This is a genomic window from Streptomyces sp. YKOK-I1, from assembly GCF_054660435.1.
Genome location: NZ_BAAGDR010000001.1, coordinates 5,861,771 through 5,882,738 on the forward strand (window position 1 = coordinate 5,861,771; position 20,968 = coordinate 5,882,738).

Annotated in this window: 12 protein-coding genes and 2 pseudogenes; 11 read left to right on the top strand and 3 right to left on the bottom strand. The window is 70.1% G+C overall.

The features are described from left to right. The first annotated feature begins 293 nt into the window (after window positions 1-293). The 8 genes and pseudogenes from ACYQ8Q_RS25945 to ACYQ8Q_RS25980 all read left to right on the top strand — a co-directional run bounded on the left by ACYQ8Q_RS25945 (window position 294) and on the right by ACYQ8Q_RS25980 (window position 12,280). The gene (locus ACYQ8Q_RS25945) at window positions 294-8,495 is read left to right on the top strand and encodes a ricin-type beta-trefoil lectin domain protein (RefSeq protein ID WP_460068204.1); all 8,202 of its coding nucleotides are present in this window, start codon (window positions 294-296) and stop codon (window positions 8,493-8,495) included. Window position 8,496: 1 nt separating this feature from the next. Then, window positions 8,497-8,754: a hypothetical protein gene (locus ACYQ8Q_RS25950; protein WP_460068206.1), complete on the top strand. Its 258-nt coding sequence runs from the start codon at window positions 8,497-8,499 to the stop codon at window positions 8,752-8,754. Window positions 8,755-8,973: 219 nt separating this feature from the next. Continuing rightward, window positions 8,974-9,399, top strand: coding sequence for a hypothetical protein (locus tag ACYQ8Q_RS25955; RefSeq protein WP_460068207.1), 426 nt, complete (start codon window positions 8,974-8,976; stop codon window positions 9,397-9,399). A gap of 314 nt (window positions 9,400-9,713) precedes the next feature. Further along, a pseudogene (locus tag ACYQ8Q_RS25960) lies at window positions 9,714-10,307 on the top strand (hypothetical protein); the annotation flags it as partial. A 229-nt stretch (window positions 10,308-10,536) separates the two neighbouring features. After that, window positions 10,537-10,770, top strand: a pseudogene (locus ACYQ8Q_RS25965) (carbohydrate ABC transporter substrate-binding protein); the annotation flags it as partial. Then, window positions 10,659-11,054, top strand: coding sequence for a putative adhesin (locus ACYQ8Q_RS25970; RefSeq protein WP_460068209.1), 396 nt, complete (start codon window positions 10,659-10,661; stop codon window positions 11,052-11,054). The pseudogene ACYQ8Q_RS25965 and the gene ACYQ8Q_RS25970, both read left to right, overlap by 112 nt. A 162-nt stretch (window positions 11,055-11,216) precedes the next feature. After that, window positions 11,217-11,792 (top strand): DUF7919 family protein, encoded by a 576-nt coding sequence (locus ACYQ8Q_RS25975; protein WP_460068210.1) that lies wholly within the window; start codon window positions 11,217-11,219, stop codon window positions 11,790-11,792. A 197-nt stretch (window positions 11,793-11,989) separates the two neighbouring features. Beyond that, window positions 11,990-12,280 (top strand): hypothetical protein, encoded by a 291-nt coding sequence (locus tag ACYQ8Q_RS25980; RefSeq protein WP_460068211.1) that lies wholly within the window; start codon window positions 11,990-11,992, stop codon window positions 12,278-12,280. 62 nt (window positions 12,281-12,342) lie between these two features. Here ACYQ8Q_RS25980 and ACYQ8Q_RS25985 read toward each other — a convergent pair whose 3' ends face one another. Further along, the gene (locus ACYQ8Q_RS25985) at window positions 12,343-13,128 is read right to left on the bottom strand and encodes a hypothetical protein (protein ID WP_460068213.1); all 786 of its coding nucleotides are present in this window, start codon (window positions 13,126-13,128) and stop codon (window positions 12,343-12,345) included. 111 nt (window positions 13,129-13,239) lie between these two features. On the opposite strand from ACYQ8Q_RS25985, the gene ACYQ8Q_RS25990 reads away from it, so the two are divergent. The 3 genes from ACYQ8Q_RS25990 to ACYQ8Q_RS26000 all read left to right on the top strand — a co-directional run bounded on the left by ACYQ8Q_RS25990 (window position 13,240) and on the right by ACYQ8Q_RS26000 (window position 18,421). Next, complete coding sequence (locus tag ACYQ8Q_RS25990) at window positions 13,240-13,656, top strand: DUF3052 domain-containing protein (RefSeq protein ID WP_460068215.1); 417 nt, start codon at window positions 13,240-13,242, stop codon at window positions 13,654-13,656. Between the two features lie 118 nt (window positions 13,657-13,774). Continuing rightward, window positions 13,775-14,668 carry a glycosyltransferase family 2 protein gene (locus ACYQ8Q_RS25995; protein WP_460073489.1) on the top strand — a complete coding sequence of 298 codons (894 nt, stop codon included), beginning with the start codon at window positions 13,775-13,777 and terminating at the stop codon, window positions 14,666-14,668. Between the two features lie 279 nt (window positions 14,669-14,947). Further along, the gene (locus ACYQ8Q_RS26000; protein WP_460068216.1) at window positions 14,948-18,421 is read left to right on the top strand and encodes an AfsR/SARP family transcriptional regulator; all 3,474 of its coding nucleotides are present in this window, start codon (window positions 14,948-14,950) and stop codon (window positions 18,419-18,421) included. Here the strand turns inward: ACYQ8Q_RS26000 and ACYQ8Q_RS26005 are convergent, their stop codons facing one another. Together ACYQ8Q_RS26005 and ACYQ8Q_RS26010 are read right to left on the bottom strand one after the other, a co-directional pair. Beyond that, window positions 18,422-20,146 (bottom strand): bifunctional 3'-5' exonuclease/DNA polymerase, encoded by a 1,725-nt coding sequence (locus ACYQ8Q_RS26005; protein ID WP_460068218.1) that lies wholly within the window; start codon window positions 20,144-20,146, stop codon window positions 18,422-18,424. 58 nt (window positions 20,147-20,204) lie between these two features. Further along, window positions 20,205-20,939, bottom strand: a complete 735-nt coding sequence (locus tag ACYQ8Q_RS26010; protein ID WP_460068219.1) for a Clp protease N-terminal domain-containing protein — start codon at window positions 20,937-20,939, stop codon at window positions 20,205-20,207. Window positions 20,940-20,968 lie beyond the last annotated feature (29 nt).

The following is a 20,968-nucleotide window of genomic DNA, read 5'->3' on the forward strand; positions in this document are numbered from 1 at the left end:
ACGCGCCGGATTGGGCGGTTGGAGTATGAACAGCTCCTCCCGGCCAGATCAACACCCTTTGGCAGGCCTGCAGTTTGCAATCGCCGCGCAAAGACGCCTGGAGCGTTTCTTTGCTATTTTTTGTCTGATTTTGATCAGTGACATAGCTAACACAGATTCAGGGAACCTTGACGCAGATCTTCACGATGTCTTTATTTTCGTGCTCGGTCGGTAAGTCAATGCTCACCAAGTGCCATCGCTTTGAGCATTTTTGATGGTGTGTCGGTTTGTGACGGGGGAAGGTCAACTTGGCCGTGCATACGGTGCTGTCCTGGTGCGGCAGGGGTTCGCTGGCGAGATCGCCGCGTGAGCGTCTGGTTCGTCGCAGAACGCGGCTCGGTGTCGTCGCCGGACTGGTTCTCGCCCTCAACGTCACCCTGCTGCCGAGCGCTGTGGCGTTCGGCCCCAGCGACCCCCGTACGGCTGTCGAGCTGGAGGACCTCCAGGAGACGGACGCCGTCCCGGTCGACGAGACGCTGACCGACAACCTCGAGGAACTCTCCGGCTCCGCCGCGACCGACCCCGCGCAGGCGTACACGCCCGCCGCGGTCGCCGAGGTGCCCGCCGCCTCCGGCACCAAGGCCGTCGACACGGTGACCGCGGGCGGCACGACCGAGGTCGCGAAGTCGGCCGACGGCACGATGTCGATCGGTGTCGGCGCCCCCGACGGCGCCACCTCCGCCGAGGCCGACGCCCTCGAAGGCCAGTGGAGCGTCGCCGCCGCACCCGAGGCCGACGCAGTCGCGAGCGGCGCGCAGGGTTTCCTGCTCGCGGTGGACGCGCCGGACACGGCCACGGGTGACGCGGTGGTCTCCATCGACGCGACCAAGCTGGCCGAGACCTACAGCGCCCAGTGGCTGGACCGGTTGTCCTTCACGCTGATGCCGGCGTGCTACGCGACGACGCCGGAGGACGAGGCGTGCTCGACCGGTATCCCGGTGACCACCGAGGTCGAGCGCACCGGCGACACCGCCACGGTGGCCCTGGACGCCGGTGACTCCTCGGGCTCGGAGGCGGACACCGGTGAGGACGGCGCCTCCGACGAGGTCAGCGGGTCCACCGACACCACGGTCGAGGTCCCCGAGACCCTGGTCAACGTCATCCTGGACACGGCCGACCTGGCGTCGGTCTCCGGCACCACGTCCACCGCGAACAGCGCGGTGAGCACCGGCTCCGGCAGCGTCGACTCGGCCGTCTGGCACGAGGACGCGGCCAGTGCCGTCCGGCAGATCGCGGACTCCTCCGGCGGCGGTCTGCTCGTGGGCAGTTCCTACGGCGCGGGCGCGGGCGGTGACTTCTCGGCGAGCCCGATCGTCTCGGCCGGTTCCTGGACGGCGGGCGGCTCCTCCGGCGCGTTCAGCTACTCGTACACGATGGCCGCCCCGCAGGTCCCGGCGGGCCCGGCGCCGAACGTCACGCTCAGCTACAACTCGCAGACCTCGGACGGCCGTACGTCCTCCACGAACAACCAGGTCTCCTGGGTCGGTGAGGGCTGGGACTACAACCCGGGCTCGATCACCCGCACGTTCGTGGGCTGCGCCGCCGACACCGCCGACGCCAACAACGCCAAGCACTTCACCGGGGATCAGTGCTGGGGCTCGTACAACGCGGTCCTGTCGCTGAACGGGACGACCATCGAGCTGGTGCGTGACGACACCACCAAGGAGTGGAAGGGCGCGCGCGGCGAGAACATGCGCGTCGAGCTGCTGACCGCGGCCGACTACAAGGCCCTCACCGGCATCGACGGTTCCAACAACGGTGACAACAACGGTGAGTTCTGGCGGGTCACCACCGACGACGGCACCCAGTACTACTTCGGACTGAACCGGCTGCCGGGCTGGACCTCGGGCAAGCCCGAGACCAACTCCGTGCTGAACGTGCCGGTCGCGGGCAACCACTCCGAGGACCCCTGCTACGCGACGAAGTTCGAGGACTCCTTCTGCGACCAGGGCTGGCGCTTCCAGCTCGACTACGTCGTCGACGGCACCGGCAACGCGATGTCGCTGTGGTGGGAGAAGGAGAAGAACGCCTACGCGCGCAACATGAAGGAGGCCAAGGCGGTCTCCTACGACCGTGCCGGCTACCTCTCCCACATCGACTACGGACAGCGCGCCACCACGCTCTTCTCCACCGAGCCGCTCGGCCGGGTGAAGTTCAACGCCCGCGAGCGCTGCTTCGACGACCCCGCCCTGAACGTGGCGTGCTCGAACACCAACTTCGACTCCAAGCAGTCCGACCAGACCCGCCCCTGGTTCGACACCCCCGCCGACCTCGCCTGCACGAGCGGCAAGAAGTGCACCACGTACGCCCCCACCTTCTGGTCCCGCAAGCGCCTCGCCTCCGTCGACGCCTGCACCCAGCGCGAGCAGGGCGTGACACTGACCGAGTACACCTCGGACGCCGACGGCAACGAGACCGGCCAGCGCAACGCCTGCGGCCTCGACGGCGACTCGGCGACCACGACCTCGCTGTCCAAGGTCGACTCCTGGGGCCTGAAGCAGTCCTTCCCCTGGAACCTGACCGGTGAGTACACCGCGCTGTGGCTGGAGTCCATCAGCCGCACGGGCTACGCCGTCGACGGCTCCACCGACCGCCTCAACCCGGTCTCCTTCGGCCACAACGAGAACCCGCTGCCCAACCGGGTCAAGAACGGCTCCTCCGACACCAACCCGTTGTTCGCGCGGCTGCGCATCCAGGACGTCGTCTCCGAGTACGGCGGCCGCACCCACGTCGACTACAAGGCGCCCGAGGGCAAGTGCCTCACCGGCGCCGACCGCCCCACGATCGACAGGAACCACTCCCTGTGCTACCCGGCGTACTGGCACGCCGACGGTGAGCTGGAGGACAAGCGGATCTCCTGGTTCCACAAGTATGTCGTCAGCAAGATCACCGAGTTCCCGCGTCTCGCCGACGCACAGGACATCGTGACGACGTACACGTACGACACCGACAGCGACGCCGTCGACGGCGCGCTGTGGGCCAAGAGCCAGTCCGAGTTCTCCCGCCCGAAGAAGCGCACCTGGGACGACTTCCGCGGCTACCCGGTCGTCACCACGACCACCGGCACCACGGACGCGGTCGGCGGCAGCGTCGCCTCCAAGTCGGTCACCCGCTACTTCCGCGGCATGAACGACGACGTCCTGGCCGACGACACCCCGGAGAAGTCCTCCGACGACGTCAAGCGTTCCGTTGTGATGACCGACATCACCGGTGCGACCCTGGCGACCGACCGCAAGGCCTACGCCGGCATGGTCGCGGAGTCGCTGACCTACCCCGACACCTCCGCCGACACCGCCACCGGCTGGGTCGCCCGCACGATCAACATCCCGGACGCCCCGGTCCGCCTGGCCACCCGCAACCGCACCGACGGCCCCGACGTGACCTCCGAGCGGGTGACGCTCGGCAAGACCTCGACCATCTCCAAGGCCTCGGGCCAGGCCGCGGACAAGCTGACCCTGCACACCATCACGTCCGAGACCGAGTACGACCCCACATACGGTCTGCCCACGAAGGTCAAGGACTACGGCGACACCGCCGTCTCCGGCGACGAGTCGTGCACCGCGACCTCGTACGTGCACAACACCTCCGGCACGAACTACCTGATCGGCCTGGTCGCCCAGACCGTCACCACGACCGGCACCAGCACCTGCTCCACCGACCTGTCCAGCTCCACCGCCGCCACGCTGGTCAGCGGCTCGCGGATGTTCTACGACGGCGCGACCTCGTCCACCGCCACGCCCTCCAAGGGCCTGGTCACCCGGACGGAGGCGCCGACCGGCGCGGGCACGGGCTGGGAGACGACGAACCCCGAGTCGCGCACCGAGTACGACTCCACGGGCCGGGTCACGAAGGTCACCGACCCGACCGGCGTGTACAACACGACGACGTACTCGCCGTCGAGCGGGCAGGTCTACAAGATCGAGACGGTCACCGGCAACAAGGTCGTCGACGGCGCCGTGGTCGCGGGCTTCACCGACACCACGACGCTGGAGCCCGGCCGCGGCACCACGATCACGTCGACCGACGCCAACGGCCGCAGCGAGACGTACGAGTACGACCCGCTGGGCCGCGCCGTCGCCGCCTGGGACGCCACCCAGACCGTCACCGACGACCCGACGGTCAAGTACACGTACAACATCGACCCGAAGCAGCCGGTGTCGGTGGTGACAGAGTCCCTCTCCGACAATCCCAGCACTGCTGCGGGCGACGGAAAGTACGAGAAGTCCACCGCGATCTACGACGGTCTGGGCCGCGAACGTCAGACCCAGACCCCGGCGGTCGACGGCGGCCGTCTGATCACCGACACCCTGCACAACAGCGCCGGCCAGGTCCGCTACACCCGCAACGCGTACTACATGGAGGGCGACCCGGGCACCGAGCTGGTCGTCCCGGCCTCGGAGTCGCTGGTCCCCAACGCGACGGCGTACACGTACGACGGTCTGGGCCGGGTGCTGACGGTCACGCCGGTGCACTCCTCGTACCCGCAGACGGGTGAGTCGTTCACCAACGCGGGCAAGACGGTGACCACCACCGACCGCCGCACCCGCTACGAGTACGCCCTGGACTACACGGTCGTGCGCCAGCCGAAGGGCACCCCGGCGTCCCGGGTGTGGACGGACGCGCTGGGCCGCACGACCCGCCAGGACACCTTCTCCGACACCTCGCTGTCCGAGGCCGACGCGATCAGCACGACGTACGACTACGACCTGCGCGGCGACATGGTGACGTCCACCGATGACGTCGGCAACACGCGGACGTGGAAGTACGACGCGCTGGGCCGGGTGACGGACACCACCGACCCGGACACGGGCGCCACGCACACCGACTACGACGCGTACGGCCGGGTGGACAAGGCGACGGACGCGCGCGGTCAGACGGTCGCGTACTCCTACGAGCGTCTGAACCGTGTGGAGCAGGTCAAGGTCACCCCGAAGGGCGCCACGACCTCCACCCTCGCCCAGACGTACGCCTACGACGGTGCGACCGGCGGCAAGGGGCAGCTCGCCTCGGCGACCCGCTACACCGACGGCAAGGCGTACACGACGACGATCGGCGGCTACACGGCCGACTACCAGCCGACCGACATGACGACGGCGCTGCCGCCGGGGTCCACCGCGGGCCTGACGGCCGACGGCTTCGCCACCCAGTACAAGTACAGCTACAAGTACAACGCCGACGGCCAGCTGGAGACGTACACGACCCCGGCGGCCGGCGGCCTGGACGCCGAGGACGTGATCACCCGCTACAACAAGGCGGGCCTGCCGACCTCGGTGTCGGGCAAGGACTGGTACACCTCCGAGGCCTCCTACTCCCCCTACGGGCAGGTGCTGCGCTCCACCATCGGCGAGCAGGGCCACCGCCTGTGGCAGGAGAACACCTTCAACGAGTCCACCGGTGAGCTGCTCACCAGCAGGCTCGTCCGGGAGAGCGCCACCGACACGACCGTCGTCCCCGGCAGCGAGGTCAGCAAGCGCTCCTACTCCTACGACCCGTCGGGCAACGTCCTCTCCGTCGCGGACCGGATGGGCACGACGACGGACCAGCAGTGCTTCAAGTACGACACGCTGGGTCAGCTGAAGGAGGCGTGGACGACGCCGGGCGGCGGCGCCTGCGTGGCCTCCGGCAAGACCACGGCCGAGCCGGTCTACTCCGACAACACGGTCAACGTCTCCTCCAACAACGACGGTTACTGGCAGTCCTACGACTACGACGTCCTGGGAAACCGCACCACGAAGACCGTCTACAAGGCCGACCCGACCTTCACCTCCGGCACCCGGGTCACCACCGGTGACGTCGTCACCTCCTACAAGTACGGCACCAGCGACACCGCCAAGAACGACCAGCCCCACACACTGACCTCGTCCACCGCGGCCTCGACGACGGCGGCGGGCGCGGCGGTGACCACCCGCTCCGCGCAGACCTACGACGCCGCGGGTGAGATGGAGACCCGCTCCACCGGCGGCGACACCGCGCAGACGATGACCTGGACGTGGGACGGCAAGGTCGAGTCGGTCACCGGGTTCGGCACGGACGGCTCCGGCGCCTGGATCGGTGTCGGCGACCAGTGCATGGATCTCGCCGGCGGCACCACCGTGGTCGGCACCGCCATCCAGGTCTACGTCTGCAACGGCAACAAGTCGCAGCAGTTCCGCCTCAAGGCCACCGACACCAACAGTGACGGCACGGTCGAGGACGCCACGATCGGCCAGCTCATGGTCGGCGGGCGCTGCGTCCAGCCCAACGGCACGGCGGCCGGCGCGGCGGCCCTGATCCAGGCCTGTGACAACGCGGTCGCGGCGCAGCGCTGGCAGACCCTGAGCACCGGTCAGATCAAGCACGTCTCGACCGGCCTGTGCCTGGCGGCCTCCGCGTCGACGGTCGGCACCGACCTCACCCTGGCGGCCTGCAACTCCACGGTGGCGGGCCAGCTGTGGAAGCCCGCGTCGAAGACGACGTACGTCTACGACGCGATGGGCAACCGCCTGCTGGAGCGCACCAGCGCGGGCGCGGTGCTGAACCTGCCCGACACCAAGGTCTCCCTGACCACGGCGGGCAAGGTCGTCTACGTCGAGCGGACCTACGCCGGCGTCGGCGGCCCGTCGGTGACCCGCTTCCGCGAAGGCGTCAACTCCACGGCCGGTGTCAGCGAGCACGTCTACGCCCAGGCCAGCGACCTCAACGGCACCCCGCTCGCGGAGGTCCGCCTCGACGGCGGCATGCAGGTCCGCGCCCAGAAGAAGGACCCCTGGGGCGAGGACCGGGCGATCAGCATGCCCATGCGCACCAAGACCGCCTTCCACACGGGTGACGACGACGTCGAAACGGGCCTGGTCCACATGGGCGCCCGCGAGTACGACCCCGGAACGGGCCGCTTCATCACCGCCGACCCCGTCCTGGACGAGAGCGACCCGCTCCAGGCGAACGGCTACTCCTACGCCAACAACAACCCGGTCACCCACTCCGACCCGTCCGGTCTCACGTCCTCCGCTTCCAGCTTCGACGCCTCGATCGCGGCGCTGGACGCGAAGATCGCCGAGTACCAGAAGACCCTGAACCGCTCCATCGGCGACGTGATCCTCGCGACCGGCTGGGCCGTCTTCAAGGAGTTCATCGGCTGGAACGACGTCGTCGGCTGCTTCACCCAGGGCGACCTGTGGGCCTGCGGCAGCCTGTTGATGGACGCCATCCCGTGGACCAGCGTCTTCTCCAAGGGCAAGAAGATGTGGCGCGCCTTCAAGGGCACCATGAGCGCGGTCAAGGCGTTCAAGGCGGCCAAGCGCGTGGCCGAGATCGGCATGAAGGCGGCGAAGGCGGCCAAGGCGGCGCTGATCAAGGCGAAGAAGGCGGCGGAAGCGGCTGCGGCGGAAGCCAAACGAAAGGCACGCGAAGCCGCGAAACGCGCCGCGGAGGCGGTGAAGAAGAAGGCGCATACGGGCTCGAAGGGCGCCAAGGGCAACCCGGTCCAGGTCAAGGCCCGTGCGCAGGCCCAGCACAAGGGATCCGCAGGCGGCGGCAAGGCCGAGAACAAGTCCGGCGGCTCACGCAACGGATCCGGCAAGGAGGACTCGGGCGGCGGGGGCGGCGCTAGTTGCCCGATCAACAACAGCTTCACTCCCGACACCAAGGTCCTGATGGCCGACGGCTCCACCAAGGCCATCAAGGACGTCAAGGCGGGCGACAAGGTCCTGGCGACCGACCCGGAAACGGGCGAGACCACGGTGGAGACGGTCACCGCAGAGATCAAGGGCAAGGGCGTCAAGCACCTGGTCAAGGTCACCGTCGACACGGACGGCAGGAATGGCTCGAAAACCGCCCAGGTCACCGCGACTGACGGCCACCCCTTCTGGGTCCCGGAGCTCGGTGAGTGGATCGACGCGACCGACCTCAAGGCGGGCGAATGGCTGCGCACCAGCGCCGGCACTCTGGTCCAGATCACGGCGGTCGAGCGGTGGACGGCGCTCGACGCGACGGTCCACAACCTCACCGTCAGCATGCTGCACACGTACTACGTGCTGGCGGGAGCATCTCCGGTCCTCGTCCACAACTGCGGTGACGCCGAAAGTACGGCGAACTGGGTCGAGGAAGGCGGCGATCTGAGCCAGCAGAGGTACGGCATGCCGAGTAACGCCTACGAGTTCCAGTCGGGGACCTCGGGAGCACGTTCCGCGGTTGGTAGCAGAAGAGCCCTCGCGCCGCAGTTGGAGATGCCGGCTGCGGACGGCTCGGTCGTCACTGCCAAGTTCGACGGCGTTGACGGAATTGAGATCATCGATCGCAAGACCAACCCGCGATTCACGGAAAAAGCGGTTGACCTGGCGCGGCGGCAGGCTGCGACAGCCGCCTATCATGGCCTAACGCCTGTCTACGAGGTGCCGAACGCGACGGCGCTCGCTGCGATGAACAGGTTTATGCAGTACGCCAAGGTGAGCACCATCGTCGTCAGGATTGGGCAGTGATATGAACCCGGAACCCCTGGTCAGGGCCATGCTGGTGGCCATGATGCTGCTTGAGGAGTGCGGGCCCGACGAGGTGGATCCCGATACTGCGGTGCGCGGTCTGGAGCACATGGGGTACGAGCTCCTTCAGTACACCGACAGCGAACGCGAAGAGTTCAGGGAGCTACTCGAGCGGATGGCTTCGTCCGAAGGCGACGCACACATGGCGGAATTCATCCGTGGGGTTCCCTTTGCGGTGGGATTGACCGAGGAGCAGTGAGCCCCGTACCTGCCTCAGGTCTCGGCCTGGGGCGCGGTGCGTCAGGGGGGCGGACTGTTGCCGGAGGTTGACGCGCATACGCGTGCCGTGAAGAAGGCTCCGGCAGTCTCCAGGGGTGCGGTAGGTGTGCTCAGTGGACGACCTCGCGGCGATTGAAAGGTGGACCACGAGGGTGCCCCGGAGGCGCAAAGGGTGATTGATCTTGATCCCCCTCGGGGGATGGGTGACCTGGTGATCGGTATGCCCATCGAGGATGCTGAGCGAATCCTGCGCGAGATCCCGGAATTCGTGCCGGCGGCCCCGGGGGAGGTCAGGAACAAAGGTTTCGCGCATTACGACTCGGGGTTGTCGATCTCTTTGGATTTCGACTCTCGCGGGGTGGTGCGAGCAATCGAGCTGTTCAAGCCCGAAGAGGATGTTCAGGTCATATTCCGCGAATTGTCCTTGTTCGAAGAGCCTGCCGATGTCGTGATTTCGCGACTCTCTGAAATGGTCCGGATCGAGATCGAAGGCGAGGGACTGAACGTTGTGGCTCCCGACGTCTTCATCGGGCTCTGGAGGAGCGTGACTCCCGAAGATTCTGGTGGCGAAGAGGGCCGTTACTTCGAGTCGGTCCTGATCGCTGCCCCTGGCTACGGGGCATAGGAAGTTCGGCTCACGCCTTATCCGTTCAAGATCTCGTGGCAGCCATGAGCGAAGCTGCGGAACGGCGCAGATGGGACATCAGATCGGTGTTCCCGAACCACGATGCTGTCGTGATTCAGACTGCCGGGAAATTTGTCGGTCGGGCGCGCGGCCACGGAAGATCAGTTTCGGGTGGGCGGCAGTATCCCGGAAAGCGACTGGGAGATTGGCGCGAACGGACGATCTCGGCGCGAACTGCACGCGGGATGGAGGGGCTGCCGGTCGGACCGGCAGCCTACCTAGGGACATACGAGGACGGGATCATCAGCCGCTGGCTGCTCATCGTCGTCACCCAGAGCAGGGCCACGGCCCGCTGGGCGGCCGAGCCCATCCACCTCGGCGTGCACGGCATGCCCTCGCTGACGGTCCGGCCGTTCGTCCTCGGGCCGGAGAACGTGCCGCTGATCGCGACCGAGCGGGAGGCCAGACAGGATCCACCCCTTGCGGTGCTCTCGGCCATGACACACGGCCGCGGCCGGCAGGCCCCGGCGATACTGGAACCGCTGGAAGCCGCCCTGCGGACCCTGGACCGCGAGACCGCCGTGGTGCTCGCGCAGTTCGTCGACTCGTGCGCGGACGCCCAGGCCCGGCAGATGTGGAGGGACATGATGACGGCGATGCAGTACTTCTGGCGGCACCCGTGGGCTGAGGAAGGCCGGGAAGAGGGCCGGGAAGAGGGCCGGGAGGAAGGCCGGGTCCAGGATCGGGCCGAGATGGTCCTGAACATCCTGCGCTGGCGCGGCATCGACATCCCCGACTCCGTGCGCGAGCGCGTCGAGGCCTGCACCGGCCTCGACCAGCTCACCACCTGGTCCCAGCGCGCCGTCCACGCCACCACCGCCGACGACCTCTTCGCCGCCGTCGAGTAGACACACTCCCGACCGCGGGCCCGGCTCCCCCGGACGCCGGGCCCCCGCGCCGCACACACCACCGGCCAATTCCCACCCGCCCCATTGACGCGCGTCACAGCCGCCCCCTACCTTCCCTCGTCGAAGCGCTTCGACGTCATGCATCAAAACGGCTCGACGACCTCGTCGAACGCCGCGTGACGGCTGTTCCTGCCCGAAGAACCATCCCGAACTCCCCCGGAGACACAGGATGTCGGCGGCAGGAAGGCGTGCGGTGGCGAGTGCGGCGGCGGCCCTGGCGGGTGCCCTGCTGCTGGCCTCCTGCGGCGGCACGGACGACAGCGGCAGCTCCGATCCCCAGACCCTGCGACTGTGGCACTACGAAGGCCCGACCAGCGCGATGGGCGTCGCCTGGGCGGAGGCGATCAAGGAGTTCGAGGCTCAGCACCCCGGTGTGAAGGTGAAGTTCGAGGAGAAGAGCTTTCCCGTCCGGACGGCGAGACCGTCTTCCACGGTCACGGCCCGTTCGACGGCGCCAATGGCACGATCACGGTTCCTGAAGGCACGTCTATCGCCTTCTACGGGGAGCACGCAACGACAATCTCTCGGGAGATGGGAATGAGGATTTCGGGCCGGGCAGCCCCCAGATGGAACCGCTTGAGGTGTTCGGCCCCGGCGACGTCATCCCGAACTACACGCTGGCACCGCTCGGCAGGGGCTTCACCTTCTGAGGCGGAGCGACTGTCGTGGAGGAGCGGACGCTGCTGAGTGATCTGCTGGAGTCCGGCATGGGCAGGGTGCACCGGGCCGCCTGCCGGAGCCTCAGACGATAGGGCTCTGGGGTCAGGAATAGGATCACAGCACTGATCTGCGGGTCTCGGGGGTGCCGCTTCGGTGGCACCCCCCCGGGTGTGATGACGAGGAGTGTCCGTGGAGTACCTCGATCTGTCTCCGTATGAGTACGCCCGCTTTCCTCTCCCCCTTCGCTGCATCGGATGGCTTGGGCGGGAGCATGGGGTACAGGGCGGTGCAGAGCATCCCCTGTCCATCGCTGAACTCACCCGGCTGAAGGCGGCGTCACAACGCTTGGGAAGTGTGACGCTCGGTGTGCACGAATGCGACTTCTGCCCGGAGGAATCGGCGTTTGAGGGAAACGGGGAATTCAGGTACTACCTGCGGAACGGCGAGACCTACTCCGCGCCAATGATGATGCTGCATTACATCGAAGTGCACGATTACCGGCCGCCTCTGGTCTTTCGGGAAGGGCTGGCAAAGACCCGCGACCTACCGTGGGACGGCCGGGCGCAGCGGCTTTCGGATCTCCTGCGGGACGAGTCAGAGGACTTCGACTCCCGGTGCGAAGCAGTGATCGACCTTGCGAACTGGCCGGACGCCCGCGCGCTCAGCGCCCTCGAACAGGCTGCCGCGGACGAGGAGTTGGCCGACATCGTGGGCGAGCAGATTCGCCTTTCCCGCGAGTTGGTACTCGGACGACTGAAGCCATGACGGGGGCAGAACCGAGCAGGTGGAATGCTCTGACGAAGTCACACCCCTCCTCACCGACTGGCTCGCCACCCCGCCCGCCTGACGCCCGCGCTCAACCGGATGCTGCCTGAAGGGGCAGTATGACGATCGCGTAGGCCAGGGCCGCGAACGGCACGGCCGCCGCCAGGGTGAGGGCGCGCTCCCGGTGTGTGCGGGCCATGAGCAGGGGGACCAGGGCGAACACGGAAGGCCGGGAAGAGGGACGAGAAGAGGGGCGGGAGGAGGGCCGGGAGGAAGGCCGGGAGGAAGGCCGGATCCAGGAGCGGGCCGAGATGGTCCTGAACATCCGGCGCCGGCGCGGCATCGACGTCCCCGACCAGGTACGCGCCCGCGTCGAGGCCTGTACCGACCTCGACCAGCTCACCACCTGGTCCCAGCGCGCCGTGCACGCCACCACCGCCGACGACCTCTTCGCCGCCGGAGAAGACGACCAGGGCCTGTCCGGCTGATCGCATCACCGACACGGGCGGTTCCAGCGGTATCTACGGCCTCGCTCTCGGCAAACGCGCGCTCACCCGGAGACCGGAGCCCCACCCCCCGTCGCCGCCCCACCGCCCAGGTCGTCCGACCGCAGCAACCGCAGGAACGCCTTCACCCCCGCGATGATCTCCTGATTGTCGGTCAGTCGGTTCACCGTGGACTCGAATTCACGCCCCAGCGCCGCCATCCGACGGTCCGTGCCCTCGGCACGCTCGTGCGTGCTCAGGGCCAGCGCGTCCATGGTGCGCCGCAGTTCCGCGAGGGCCTTGTACTGTTCCTCCGCCTTCTCCTCCAGAACCCGCGTCCCCGCCTCGGCGCGGTCCAGTCGGGCCCGCAGCTCCACGACGTCGTCCCGCGGGTACTTCACCTCCTTCAGGAGGGTGCCCAGGCGGCGCCGGAGCTGGGCGAAGTAGGCGCCGGCCGGGCGGAAGAAGGTGCTCAGGAGGAAGAACGCGGCGAACCAGTAGCCCGTGAACTCACCCGTAGCCCAGGTGACCGCCACCACGACCGCAGCCGTCACGACGTGACCCGCGACCGCCGCCCGGAGCATCGCGCGGGCGATCCGCGCGGCCTCGGCGTCCCTGGCCTCGGAGATCTCCATCCCCTTCTCCCGGCTCACCGTGATCTCGGCGAGCACGGCATGTGCCCGGAAGTACAGGTTCCAGGGCACGGTGAGCAGCAGCATCAGCCACAGCAGGCTCAGTACGCCCGCCCCGACGGCGAACACCACCGTCGGCGGCGCTCCCGCCACGTACGCGAAGACCAGCGCCGCAGCCGCCGCCACGACGGCCGCCACCGCCCCCAGGAATCTACCCATGCCCCCGCCTCCCACCGGTCCATCAGCACGTTCATCGTCCCCGCGCCGGTGGCGCTTGGCATGAGTAGGCGTACTCAGGCCGCTCGTCCGGGGCGGCGTTACGGTGGGATCGTGAGCGGCTACTCCGGCACCCCCCTCGCCAGGAAGCTCGGTGTCAAGCCGGGACACCGGCTCAGGTTCCTGCACGCGCCGACCGGGTGGGCCGTGCCCGACCTCCCCGACGCCGTCGACCTCGCCCCCGGCGGGCCCCTCGACGCCGATCTCACCGTCGCCTTCTACCACTCGTACGCCGAGCTCGCCGCCGAATCCCCGACCCTGGTGCACGACCTCGCCGACCACGCCATGCTCTGGATCGCCTGGCCCAGGAAAGCCGCCGGCCACACCAGTGACATCACCGAGAACGGCCTCCGCGACCTCTTCCTCCCCCGCGGTGTCGTCGATGTGAAGGTCGCGGCGCTGGGGGAGGACTGGTCGGGGCTGAAGTTCGTCCGACGGCGGGAAAATCGTCGTAAACTGGACGCAAAGTGAACCGGTGTTCGGGCAACCTCCGTATCTGAGGCAACATCTTGGTGAATGACGGGCGTCGCGCGACGGGAGCGCGGGAGAGTGCCGTCGTCGGCCGGACGGAGTGAAGAGGTTGAGCGACGTGGTGGAGCCGAGGATCGCCGTTGCCGTGGTGACCATGGGCAACCGGCCCGCCGAGGTCGACGCCCTGCTGGAGTCCGTCGCCAAGCAGGACCTGGCGCCCGCCCGGATCGTCGTCGTCGGCAACGGCTGCCGGCTTCCCGAGTTCGCCGAACGCCTCGCCCTGCCCGGCGAGGTCACCACCATCGACCTCGACGAGAACCTCGGCTGCCCCGGCGGCCGCAACGTCGGACTCGAGCGGCTGCGCCAGTTCGGCGACATCGACGTCGTCGTGGAGCTCGACGACGACGGGCTGCTCGTCGACGCCGATGTGCTGCGCGGCGTACGCGATCACTATGTCGCCGACCCCCGCCTCGGCATCGTCGGCTTCCGCATCGCCGACGAGAACGGCGAGACCCAGCGACGGCATGTGCCGAGGCCCGGCGCCTCCGACCCCATGGAGGGCGGGTACGTCACCGGCTTCCTCGGCGGCGGCCACGCGCTCAGCATGGCCATGCTCGACGAGACCGGCGACTGGCCCGCCGAGTTCTTCTTCGCGCACGAGGAGACCGACCTCGCCTGGCGCGCCACCGACGCCGGCTGGAAGATCCTCTACGCGCCCGAACTGCTGCTCCAGCACCCCAAGACCTCACCCGCCCGGCACGCGATCTACTACCGCGTCACCGCCCGCAACCGCGTCTGGCTGGTCCGCCGGAACCTTCCGCTCCCGCTCATCCCCGTCCACCTGGGTGTCTGGATCGCCGTCACCCTGCTGCGCACCCGCTCGATCGGCGGGCTCAAGGCCTGGTTCGGCGGGTTCGCGGAAGGCGTGCGCAAGTCGGCCGGGCCCCGGCGGCCCATGCGGTGGCGCACGGTCTGGCGGCTCACCCGCCTCGGCCGACCGCCCGTCATCTGAGCCCATGCCATCCGAGTCCACGCCATCTGAGCCCACGTCATCTGAACGCGCGTAGAAACAGGGCGCGGGCCCCGGTCGTTCACCTCCGCCGACCGGGCCCGACGCGCCCCCGGATCCGGCCGCGGCGGCGACACTCCCCCGAGTACCGCGTTCACACGCGCGCACCGTCGGGCCGGCTCCTGTTGTGATCACATCAGGTGGCACCAACGGATCGCTAACATATTGCCAACGGGTGTCCATGTCGTCGCTGGTCAGACGGTCTGACGCGAGTGTTTGCACATGGACGGAAAGGCGATGGGGGACGTGTTGCGGCAGGACGGGCTGCGGTTCGGACTGCTGGGTGCGCCGGTCCTCTTCTTCCCGGGCGCGTCCCACGGAAACGCCGACGGAGCGCCCCACGAACACCGGACCATCCGCAGCGCCAAACTCCGCACCCTCCTCGCCGCCCTCCTCCTCGACGCGAACCGGATCGTGCCCGTCGAGTCGCTCAAGGAGGCCCTGTGGGGCGGCGCGCCCCCGGCCTCCGCGCACGCCTCCCTGCACAACCACGTCACCCGGCTGCGTCGGCTCCTCGACGACCCGCAGCGGCTGCGCGCCGTGCCGCCCGGCTACCAACTCCGCGTCGAACAGGACGAACTCGACATCCATGTCTTCGAGCGGCACCTCGCCACCGCACGCGGGGCGCACGCCGCCCGTAACTGGGAGCGCGTCATCGCCGAGTGCGCCGCCGCGCTCGCGCTGTGGCGCGGCACCCCGTTCAGCGGCCTCCCCGCCGACCTCGGCGGCTATGCCCTTGTACGACGCCTGCGGGAGGCCCGGCTGCTTCTGCTGGAGTGGCGCTACGACGCCGAACTCGCCCTCGGTGAGCGCGGAACGGGCGGAGGAGCGGCGGCGCACGGGACGACCCGGGTGGCTCGGATCGTGCCGGAACTGACGGCGCTGGCCGCCGAGCATCCACTGCGGGAGGCGTACCACCGCCAGCTGATGCTGGCCCTGCACCGCACCGGCCGCCAGGCCGAGGCGCTCGCCGTCCACCGTGATCTGCGCACCCGCCTCGTGGAGGAACTCGGCGCCGAACCCGGCCCGGCGGTCCGCGAGGCCCATGGGGAGGTGCTGCGCGGGGTACTGGAGGCGGAAGCCGACGGGCAGCACAGGGGGGCGTCCCGTGGGGAGGCCCGGAGGGACATCCACGGGGAATCCCGGAGCGAGGTCCACGGGGAGGTCCGGAGCCAGGTCCACAGGGAGGTCCGGAGCGAGGTCCACGGGGAAGCCCCGAGGAGCGTCGAGCCCGGCGACGCCCACACGCCCACGCCCGACGCCCCCGATGCCCCCGACGCCCCCGTCACCCCGCCACCCCCCGACCCGGCCCAACTACCCCCACCCCCGGCCCACTTCACCGGCCGTGACCGCACCCTCCGCGATCTCACCGACCTCCTCGCGGCCCCCTCGTCGGACGGCCGCCCCGCCCTCGCCGTCATCACCGGCATGGCCGGCGTCGGCAAGAGCGCCCTCGCCCTCCACCTGGCCCATGCCATGCGGGAACGTTTCCCCGACGGCCAGCTCTACTTCAACCTGCACGGCGCGACCCCCGGCATGACCCCGCTCCCCGCGCCGCAGGCGCTCGCCGCGCTCCTCCGCGACCTCGGCACCGAGCCCCGCCGTATCCCCGAACACCCGGACGCGGCGGCCGCGTTGCTGCGGACCCTCCTCGCGCCCACCCGCACTCTCCTCGTCCTGGACGACGCCGCCTCCGCCGCCCAGATCCGCCCGCTCCTGCCGGCCGGACCCGGCTGCGCGGTGCTCGTCACCAGCCGTTCCCCGCTCACCGCCCTGGACGGCGCCCACCGCTTCCCGCTCGCGCCGCTGTCCGCCGAGGACAGTGCGGCCCTGCTGCGCGCGCTCTCCGGCCGGGGCGACACGGACGACGGCGACGGGCTCGACGCACACCACCCCCTCGTCGACCTCACCGGCCGCCTCCCGCTGGCCCTCCGGATCGTCGCCGCCCGTCTCGCCGCCCGCCGGGCCCTCACCCCGGACGCGCTCGCCCGACAGCTGACCGCGACTCAGGGAAGGCTGCACCATCTGGAGTACGACGACCTGAGCGTCCGCCGCTCCCTCGCCGTCGCCCATGACGCGCTCGCCGCGTCCGACCGAGAGGCCGACCGGGACGCCGCCCTCGCCCTGCGCAGTGTCGGCGCCCTCGACCTGCCGTCGTACGGCGCCCCCCTGCTCGCCCGCCTCAACGGCACCGACGAGCGCCGCGCGGAGACCGCCCTGGACCGCCTCGTCGACGTGGCCCTCCTGGAGGAGACCAGCTACGGCCGCTACACCCCCCACGACCTCGTACGCCACTTCGCCCGCGAACTCACGACCCAGACCACCACCCCGACGACCACGACCACCCCGCCGACCGCCACGCCGCCGCCGACCGCCGACTCGCCGACAACCACCGGCCTGCCGACCACGACCGGCTTGCCGACCACGACCGGCCCAACAGCCCCCGCCAACCCACCAGCCACTCCCGCCGCGGAAGCCATCCCCACCCCGGCAGTCACCTCCACCGTCCCCGCAGTCACCCCCACCCCGACAACCGACCCCACCCCGACCCCCACCCCCCGCACAACCGCCCTGCACTGGTACGCCGCCGTGGCCGAGCGTGCGCTCGAGGCCGTGCTCGAACCGGGGCTCGACCAGGACGACCGGCGCCGCCCCACCGCCGCGCAGCCGGCGGCACACGCGGCGTACGTCGGGGGCGTACCGGTCTTCCCGGGGCCCGAGGCGGCCTTCGTCTGGGCGGACACGGAGCTGGAGAACATCGTCGCCCTGGTCGAGCCGGCCTCGGCCGAGGGCGGCGCCGGGGACGTCGAGGCGGCCCTCGTCTCCACCCTCCTGCGGCTCCTCTTCCCCTGCCTCCAGCGCCGGGGGCGGGTCGCCGAGATGGAGGTGCTCGGGCGGGTCGCGCTGCGCACGGCCCGGCGGCTCGGGGACGCGACGGCGGAGGCGTACGCCCTCGGCGACCTCGCCGGTCTGCACTTCCTGACCGGCCGGCTCCAGGACGCGCTCGCCCTCAACGGCCGTGCCCTGACCATCTGGCGGCGGCTCGACCGGCTGTCCTGGATCCGCCGCTGCCTGAACAACCGGGGGCTGCTGTTGGAGAGCCTCGGCCGGTACGAGGAGTCCGGCGACGCCCTGCGCGAGAGTCTCGGGTACTCGCGCCAGTTGAACGACCCGCACGGCGAGGCCGTCACCCACAGCCACCTCGGCAACCTGTACGAGCACACCGACCCGCGCGCCGCCATCGAGCAGCACCGCCTCTCGCTGGCCCTCGGCGACCGGATCGGCGCCGTGATCGTGCAGCACTCGGCGCACTGCAACATCGGCTACGCCCATCTCACCCTCGGCGAACCGGCCGCCGCCCTGCCGCACTTCGAGGAGAGTCTGCGCATCCTCGGCGGCCACAGCGACTGGCACGGCGAGTCGCAGACCCGGCTGGGGCTGGTCCGCGCGCTGCGGCTGCTGGGCCGGACCGGCCGAGCCGCGGGGGAGTGCGCCGAACTGCTGCGCCGCGCCGACGTCCGCGCCGACCGCTACACCGGCGGCCTCGCCCGGCACCAGCAGGGTCTGCTGCTGCACGAGCAGGGGCGCACGGACGAGGCGCGCGCACAGTGGCGGACGGCCCTGGAGGCACTGGACGGGACGGACGAGACCGCCGTCGTGGCCGAGATCGAGGGACTGCTCGGCCGGCCCGGGTGATCACTTCGCGTCGGCATAGCACTCCACCACCGTCGTCGTGAACGGAAACCGCACCGGCGTCTCCCCGAACGTCAGCCGCCCCGCGAGGCCGGCCGCCTCGCGGATCGCGGCGACGACCGCCTCCGCCTCCTCCTCGGGACAGTGCACGATCACCTCGTCGTGCTGGAAGAACACCAGCTCGGCCGCCATGTCCGCGCAGGTCCGGCGCAGCGCGGCGAGCAGCAGCAGCGCCCAGTCGGCGGCGCTGCCCTGGACGACGAAGTTGCGGGCGAAGCGGCCACGCGCGCGTGCGTCGGAGGAGGCGTACCCCGGCACCCACGGTCGGCCCTCCTCCGGTTCCGCGCCCTCGGCCGGGGTGACGGGGTCGACCGGGATGCCGGCCTCGTCCGTGCCCGTCTCGCCCGCGCCGGCCGCCGGTGGGCAGGTCCGGCCCAGCCAGGTCCGCACGAGCCGGCCCTCCTCGCCCGCCTTGGCCGCCTCGTCGACGTAGGCCACCGCGCGTGGGAAGCGGCGGCGGAGCGCGGCGAGGTTCTTCAGGCCGTCGCCGGAGGTCTGGCCGTAGACCGCGCCGAGCACGGCGAGCTTCGCCTGGTCGCGGTCGCCGGAGAAGGCGCGGTCGGAGACGGACTGGTAGAGGTCGCTCTCCTGGCCGGCGACCTCCATCAGACCGGGGTCGCGGGAGATCGCGGCGAGGACCCGGGGCTCCATCTGGTCGGCGTCGGCGACGACCAGTCGCCAGCCGGGGTCGGCGACCACGGCCCGCCGGATGACCTTGGGGATCTGCAGGGCGCCCCCGCCGTTGGTGACCCAGCGGCCGGTGACCGTGCCGTGCGCCAGGAACTCGGGGCGGAAGCGTCCCTCGCGCACCCAGTCGTGCAGCCAGGACCAGCCGTGGGCGACCCAGATGCGGTACAGCTTCTTGTACTCGATGAGCGGTTTCACCGCCGGATGGTCGAGGGACTGCAACTCCCAGCGGCGGGTCGACCTCACCCGGATCCCGGCCTGTCCGAACGCCTTGATCACATCGGCGGGCAGATCGGGGCGGACCCGGCGGCCGAACGCGGTGGACACCTCGCCGGCCAGTTCGGCCAGCCGACGGGGCTCGCCACCGCCCGCGTACCGCTCGCCGAGCAGGTCGTGCAGCACCGCGCGGTGCACCTCGGCGCTCCACGGCAGGCCCGCGCGGTTCATCTCGGCGGCGACCAGCATGCCCGCCGACTCGGCCGCCGTCAGCAGCCGCATCCGGTCGGGGTGTTCCGCGCGGGTGTGCCGCCGCTGCTGCTCGGCGTAGACCTCGGCGAGGTCGGCCAGCGGCAGGGGGGCGGCCTGGACGGACCGCGGTTCGAACAGCGAGGACTGGGCCTGGGCGCCGGGCGCGGCGGAGCGCTGCGGCGGGTCCGGCGGTACGGGACCGCCGCGCAGCCGCGCCAGGGCGGCGGTGGCCGAGCGGGGTTCGCCGTACCGCCCCTCGTGGCCGAGGAGGAGGGTCTCGGCGTCCTCGACGTCGTAGCACCGCTCGACGCGCACCCCCGTGGCGAGCAGGCGCGGGTACACCTCGGCCGTGGAACGCCAGACCCAGCGGGTGACGCCGGGCCGCTCGCGGACGGCCCGCGCGAGATCCGCCTCCCGCAGCACCGGCCCGGCGGGCAGCCCGTCCGGGCCGAGGGGGGCGAGTTCCACGCCACCGTCCTCGGCCGGGGCGAGAGCCCACCGCTCGGTCGTCATACGGCGAGTGTCGCAGCAGGCTCTGACAACGCTCTCGCGCCGGCCCCGCGCCGTCCCCTCAGTCCTGGTCCGGCAGACCCACCGTGAGCTTGGTCAGGGCCTGGGCGATCCACCCTTCGACGGCGGGCTTGCCGATGCCGAGGTCCGACAGGACGCCCGTGCCGTTCTCGAACTCCAGCAGCGCCAGCAGGATGTGCTCGGTGCCGACGTAGTTGTGGCCGAGGCGGAGCGCCTCGCGGAAGGTGAGCTCCAGGACCTTCTTGGCGTCGGAGCCGTAGGGGAGCAGCTCCGGGATCTCCTCGGCGGCGGGCGGCAGCGCGGCGCCCGCGGTCTGGCGGACGGTGTCCAGGAGGACCCCCTGCGCGGTGATCGCCTTGGCGGCCAGCCCCTCCGGTTCGGCCAGTAGCCCGAGCACCAGGTGCTCCGGGCGGCCCTCGGTGTTGCGGGCGGCGACGGCCTCGTTGTGGGCGGCCATCACGACGTTGCGGGCCCGCGGGGTGTAGCGGCTGAAACCCTGGCTGGGATCGAGATCGGCCGACTCCTTGGGCACGAACCGCTTCTGGGCCGCCTGCCGGGTGACCCCCATGCTCCTGCCGATGTCCGTCCAGGAGGCGCCCGAGCGGCGCGCCTGGTCGACGAAGTGCCCGATCAGATGGTCGGCCACCTCGCCGAGGTGATCGGCGGCGATCACCGCGTCCTCGAGCTGGTCGAGGGGTTCGGGGTGGACCTTCTTGATGGCCGCGATGAGTTCGTCGAGCCGTACGGATGACGTGATGATGGGGTTCGTCGTCATGTGTCAACCGTAAGTTGACAGGCGTCGGG

Excerpts from the sequence above, each read along its gene's own strand:
- ACYQ8Q_RS26005 (WP_460068218.1), bottom strand. The coding sequence starts at position 20,146 with ATGACGACCGAGCGGTGGGCTCTCGCCCCGGCCGAGGACGGTGGCGTG.
- ACYQ8Q_RS26000 (WP_460068216.1), top strand. The coding sequence starts at position 14,948 with ATGGACGGAAAGGCGATGGGGGACGTGTTGCGGCAGGACGGGCTGCGG.
- ACYQ8Q_RS26010 (WP_460068219.1), bottom strand. The coding sequence starts at position 20,939 with ATGACGACGAACCCCATCATCACGTCATCCGTACGGCTCGACGAACTC.
- ACYQ8Q_RS25985 (WP_460068213.1), bottom strand. The coding sequence starts at position 13,128 with ATGGGTAGATTCCTGGGGGCGGTGGCGGCCGTCGTGGCGGCGGCTGCG.
- ACYQ8Q_RS25950 (WP_460068206.1), top strand. The coding sequence starts at position 8,497 with ATGAACCCGGAACCCCTGGTCAGGGCCATGCTGGTGGCCATGATGCTG.
- ACYQ8Q_RS25955 (WP_460068207.1), top strand. The coding sequence starts at position 8,974 with ATGGGTGACCTGGTGATCGGTATGCCCATCGAGGATGCTGAGCGAATC.
- ACYQ8Q_RS25980 (WP_460068211.1), top strand. The coding sequence starts at position 11,990 with ATGAGCAGGGGGACCAGGGCGAACACGGAAGGCCGGGAAGAGGGACGA.